Below are 4,247 nucleotides of genomic sequence, written 5' to 3' on the forward strand. Positions count from 1 at the left end.
GCGTGTCCAGGCGCAGTTGGGAGAGTCCGGACATCACCGACTCGCTCCACCGATCACCGCCCTGACCAGGTAATATCACGGTCTCGCATGTAACCAATTGTTGCGTTGGATGCAATTCCGCCTATTTGTTGCTGGCCAGATAGATGCCGTCGTCTTTGACCCAGATCAGCGACGGCGACCCCACGCCGGTGTTGTCGAAGGGCGGAAGCGAGTGTTCGGCGGCGGCCATGGCGTGCTCGGCGAGGTCGAGTACGTCGGCGCGGGGAAACCACAGTTTGGCGCAGGTCATCGCGGTGAGGTGTCCTTCCTGGTGGTGCCGGTATCGGTGGGCGGTGCCGCGGCGGATCGCTGGACCAGGCATCGCCAGATGCGCGCGCGGCTGCGGGTGGCGGGGGTGAGCGCGGTGAGCAGTGCCGGGTCCAGCCCGCGGTAATAGTCACTGCCCTCGATCTCGTGGCGGTGGGCCAGTTCGACCCGGACCCGGTCGCCGGACCCGCCGCTGCGGGCGAGGCGGTAGAGCAGCTGATGCGCGGTGACCTCGCCGGTGGTGTCGGCGATCGCGGCGGTCAACACCGTGTCCCAGCTGGTCGTGGCCCAGGCCGCGACCGTGTCGGCGGCCGGGGTGCGATCGCTGCGGAGCAACCGCTGCCCCTCGGGCAGGTGCTCGCGCAGATACGTCAGCGCGAAGGCGTCGATATCGGTGTCGGGGGGCACGGTGACCGCGACCGCGCGTGGTCCGGTGAGCCGATAGCGCGAAGCGAGCCGGTCCTCGGCCTCGACCCCGTCGAGCCAGTGCCTGCGGTCTCGGCCGAGCACGTATTCACCGCCGGGCGGGTCGTCGAAGGCGTCGATCAACTCGGCGCGGCAGGCCGGACTGCTGGCTTCGGCCAGGGTGGCGTCGCGGAAATCGCGCCAGTCGTCCCATTCCCAGCCGTGACCGGCATCGATCACCACCGATCGGCAGTCGGCGACGACGCCGTCGACATACACCGACACCCAGGTCTGGGCGGACGGGTCACGGACCACCACGACTTCCACGTTCGGATCCGGCATGATGTCTCTCCTTCCAGCTGCGGTCGATGGGTCATCGGCGCAGGTAGCGTGGGCGGGAGCGGGAGTAGCGCAGCCCGTTGGCGATAGTGCGATCCGCCTCGCTGCTGGTGAAGCCCTCGACCCCGACGTGCACCGCGGCGGCGTCCGCGAGCACGGTGCGGGCGTGGTGTTCGCTGATCTCGTCGGCGGCCACTAGCCGTCCCAGCACGAGCGCGGACCGGAACAGGGTGTGGTTGCGCAGATGGACTCGTGCGCTGGCGACGCGGTGGGCTTCCCCGGCGAGGATGGCCGCGAGGTAGGCGTCCGGGTGCGTCGCACCCGCGCAGGACCGAATCGTGGGCGCGGGTGGTGGCGGGGTGAGCAGAACGACGAGCTCGGCAGGCAGTTCGGCGACGGGGTGGTCGGTGGCGACGATGTAGTCGCCGTGGCGGGTCCGTGATCCGGGCGCGATGACGTAGCCGCCGTGCCCGCGGGTGTCGATCCCGTCCCCGAGACGGCCGATGCTGCACGGCAACCGCGGCGTCTGCGGGGCCCGGTAGTAGAGGTGCCAGCCGTGTGGGGTCGCCACCGTCCACGTCACCGGCACCGGCGCGCTCGAGCGTGCGTCGAGCCGGGCCACGGCGTCGGCGAATCCGGTGGCGGGCGGGCTCATATGGCGGGGGTCGAGGTCGATCACGCACAACCCGGCCGGGCCGGTCGCGATCGCCACGTTGCGGGCCGGGTCCTGATCCCACCACCGGTTGATGCGGGCAGGGTCGGTGGAGGCGTGGTCGGGCCAGCGTTTGAACACCGGCGGCTTCTTTGCGCCGGGCCGGATCGGGAACACCGGCCACCCGCGCGCCGCGATGTCGAGAGCGGATGCCCGCAGGTCCACGACGTCGGCCTGCGCCGACGTGGCGGTCACCACCGCGGTCCCACGTGGCGGGCGGTGCGGGCGATCCACACTGCGGTGGCGTGCAACTCGCGCACGCGTGCACAGACCGCCTCGAGGGTGGCAGGCGGGTCGGGGTCGGCGGGCAGGCGCGGGTAGTCGAGATGGTCGGCGCGCAGCAGTAGATGCCAGGACAAGCTCATCTGGTCGAACACGCGCACGGTGGCGCGGAAGCCGCCGTCGGCCTCGACGGTGACGGTGATGTCGGCGGGCTGGGCGTCGACCAGGCACAGGCTGCGGGCGCGATAGCCGTTGTCGTCGGTGCGGGCCAGGGCGTCGATGGCGGGTTCGTCGGGGGTGCGCACAACTGACTCCTTCGGAGAAGGCCGGAGAAGGCCGGGACGCGGCCCCGGTGCGCCCGAAACTCTTCCGGGCGCACCGGGACCGCGGGGATGCCGAGACGGTCAGGCCGCGTCGGGCAGGTCCTGCTCGTTGGCCTCGGTCTCCTCGTCCGCGTTGAGATCAACGACGCCATCGGCCCTGGTGTCGCCGGGTTCGCCGGTGGCGGTGGGGTTGTCGATGTCGATGTCGACGGCCTTGATCTCGCCGAGGGCGGCGAGTTCGACCGGGACCAGCGGGTAGCCGAGTTCGCGCAGGAAGCTCAGGTAGCGGCGTACGGCGGATTCGGTGTAGCGCCACAGGTCCTTGTCGGCGCGGTGCTCGTAGCCACCCAGCACCAGCGCGAGCGCGATGACCTGGGCGCGGGCGGGTTTGGTGGTGTCGAGGGTGGCGAGCATGTCGAGGCGGGACCGGTAGCCCTCGATGCCCAGCAGCTTGAGCGCGGAGTCGAAGGCGTGGTACTCGCCGGTCAGTCCCGGATCGGCCAGCAGGGACCGGGTCATGAACAACGCGGCTTGGGTAGGCGGGGTCTTGCGGGCCAGCAGCCGGGTGACGAACTCGATACGGGTCGCCTTGGCGGCCAGACCGAGCTTGTTGAGTTCGCGGACCCGCCGCCGCGCGGCCCGCTCGATCTCGGCCGCCTGCGCCGCGGCTTCGGCTGCCGCTTCGGCGGCGGCGCGCCGATCCGCGGCGACCTGCTCCTGATCGACCTGACCGAAACGGGTACCGCGCTCGCCGAGGTGCTCGCCCTCACCGACCTCACCGGCAGCGGTGTCGGTGTCGGTGTCGTCTGCGTTGTCGGGCTCGGTGTCGACGCGTTCGCGCAACCCTGTCGCATCCAACAGGTCGCGGGGCAGGAAGTACTCGCACAGCAGCTGGTCGCGCTGCTCGACTTCGCGCGCGTGGCGCAACCCCTCGGCGGGCTCGGCGTCGGGCTGATCGCGGGTATCCCAGTCCACGGTGTCGGGGTCGACGATATGGCCGGACTCGATTTCGACCCACACCTGTTCCTCGGCGATCTCGAACCACGCCAGCCACGCTTCGGGGTGGGCTCGGATGTGCTCGAATTCGACGGCGTTGCCGTCCGCGTCGATGAGTTCGCCCGCGCACAACAGTCCCATCTCGGCGTCATCGAGGTCGGGGTAGTCGGTGAGGATCCCGAGCCCGGCCTGGGCATACGGGAGGGCGTCGGCGAGGTAGGCGCGGCGTTCGGCGCGATCGGCGGCGATCCGGTTGGCCTCGTAGTCGAACACCCCGCTGCGGACGTTGAGCAGCCGCCGGACGGCGTCGAGGTCGCCGACGTTCTCGTATTCGGCGATGACCGCGGCGTGGGTCAGGTCGTACTGGTCGTCGTCGATCAGAGTGCGCGCGGTGGGCGAGGTACCGACCTTGCCGACGAGTTTGACCTCGTCGCGTTTGGTCTGCAACGCCTTCGCGACGCGGGTGACCGAGGCGCCGAGGTCGAGCATCGCCGCGATCCCGGCGGCGCGGTCGCTGTTGGTGAGCGGGATGCGGCGGTCGTTGAGGGTGATCTGTTCGGTGATGCGCTCGATCTCGGCCTCGTTGGTGTCCACGCTCGGGTCGAAATCGCGGATGTAGACCGGCACCTCGGGCAGTTCGTAGGCCAGCGCGGTCAGGGTTCGGACCTGCCCGTCGCGCACCACCAGACGGCCGTCGGGCATCCGGATCACCAGGATCGGGTCCCGGACACCGTGTTCGCGGATCGACTCGGTGACTTCCGGGTGGTCCTCGAGCTGGAAGGTCTCGCGCACGTTCTTGTCGATCTCGAGCAGGGCGGGATTCACGGTCGGGCCGGTGCACAACCGGTCGAGGGACCCGGGTGCCTCGTCGGTGTCGGCTTCGCCGGGGTCCGAGCCGCGGTGTTCGGTGTCGGTGGGGGCGGGACCGGGTGCCGGGTCGACAG

5 protein-coding genes are annotated in these 4,247 nt (G+C 70.4%); all 5 read right to left on the reverse strand.

Going from position 1 to position 4,247, the window contains the following annotated elements; translation table 11 throughout:
- Positions 1 to 121: 121 nt before the first annotated feature.
- On the reverse strand, positions 122 to 289 hold the full coding sequence (locus HOV91_RS38405; RefSeq protein ID WP_157227469.1) for a hypothetical protein: 168 nt from the start codon (positions 287 to 289) through the stop codon (positions 122 to 124).
- Positions 286 to 1,053 (reverse strand): hypothetical protein, encoded by a 768-nt coding sequence (locus HOV91_RS38410; protein ID WP_063711399.1) that lies wholly within the window; start codon positions 1,051 to 1,053, stop codon positions 286 to 288. The genes HOV91_RS38405 and HOV91_RS38410 overlap by 4 nt, the downstream gene beginning before the upstream one ends.
- Positions 1,054 to 1,084: 31 nt before the next feature.
- Positions 1,085 to 1,957 carry a bifunctional DNA primase/polymerase gene (locus tag HOV91_RS38415; protein ID WP_157227470.1) on the reverse strand — a complete coding sequence of 291 codons (873 nt, stop codon included), beginning with the start codon at positions 1,955 to 1,957 and terminating at the stop codon, positions 1,085 to 1,087.
- Positions 1,954 to 2,289 carry a hypothetical protein gene (locus tag HOV91_RS38420; protein WP_043735704.1) on the reverse strand — a complete coding sequence of 112 codons (336 nt, stop codon included), beginning with the start codon at positions 2,287 to 2,289 and terminating at the stop codon, positions 1,954 to 1,956. The genes HOV91_RS38415 and HOV91_RS38420 overlap by 4 nt, the downstream gene beginning before the upstream one ends.
- Before the next feature lie 99 nt (positions 2,290 to 2,388).
- Positions 2,389 to 4,247 (reverse strand): ParB/RepB/Spo0J family partition protein (locus tag HOV91_RS38425; RefSeq protein WP_174190091.1); only part of this gene is annotated, 1,859 nt, incomplete at its 5' end.

Origin of the sequence: Nocardia barduliensis, from assembly GCF_013315795.1 — a bacterium.
Lineage (GTDB): Bacteria > Actinomycetota > Actinomycetes > Mycobacteriales > Mycobacteriaceae > Nocardia > Nocardia barduliensis.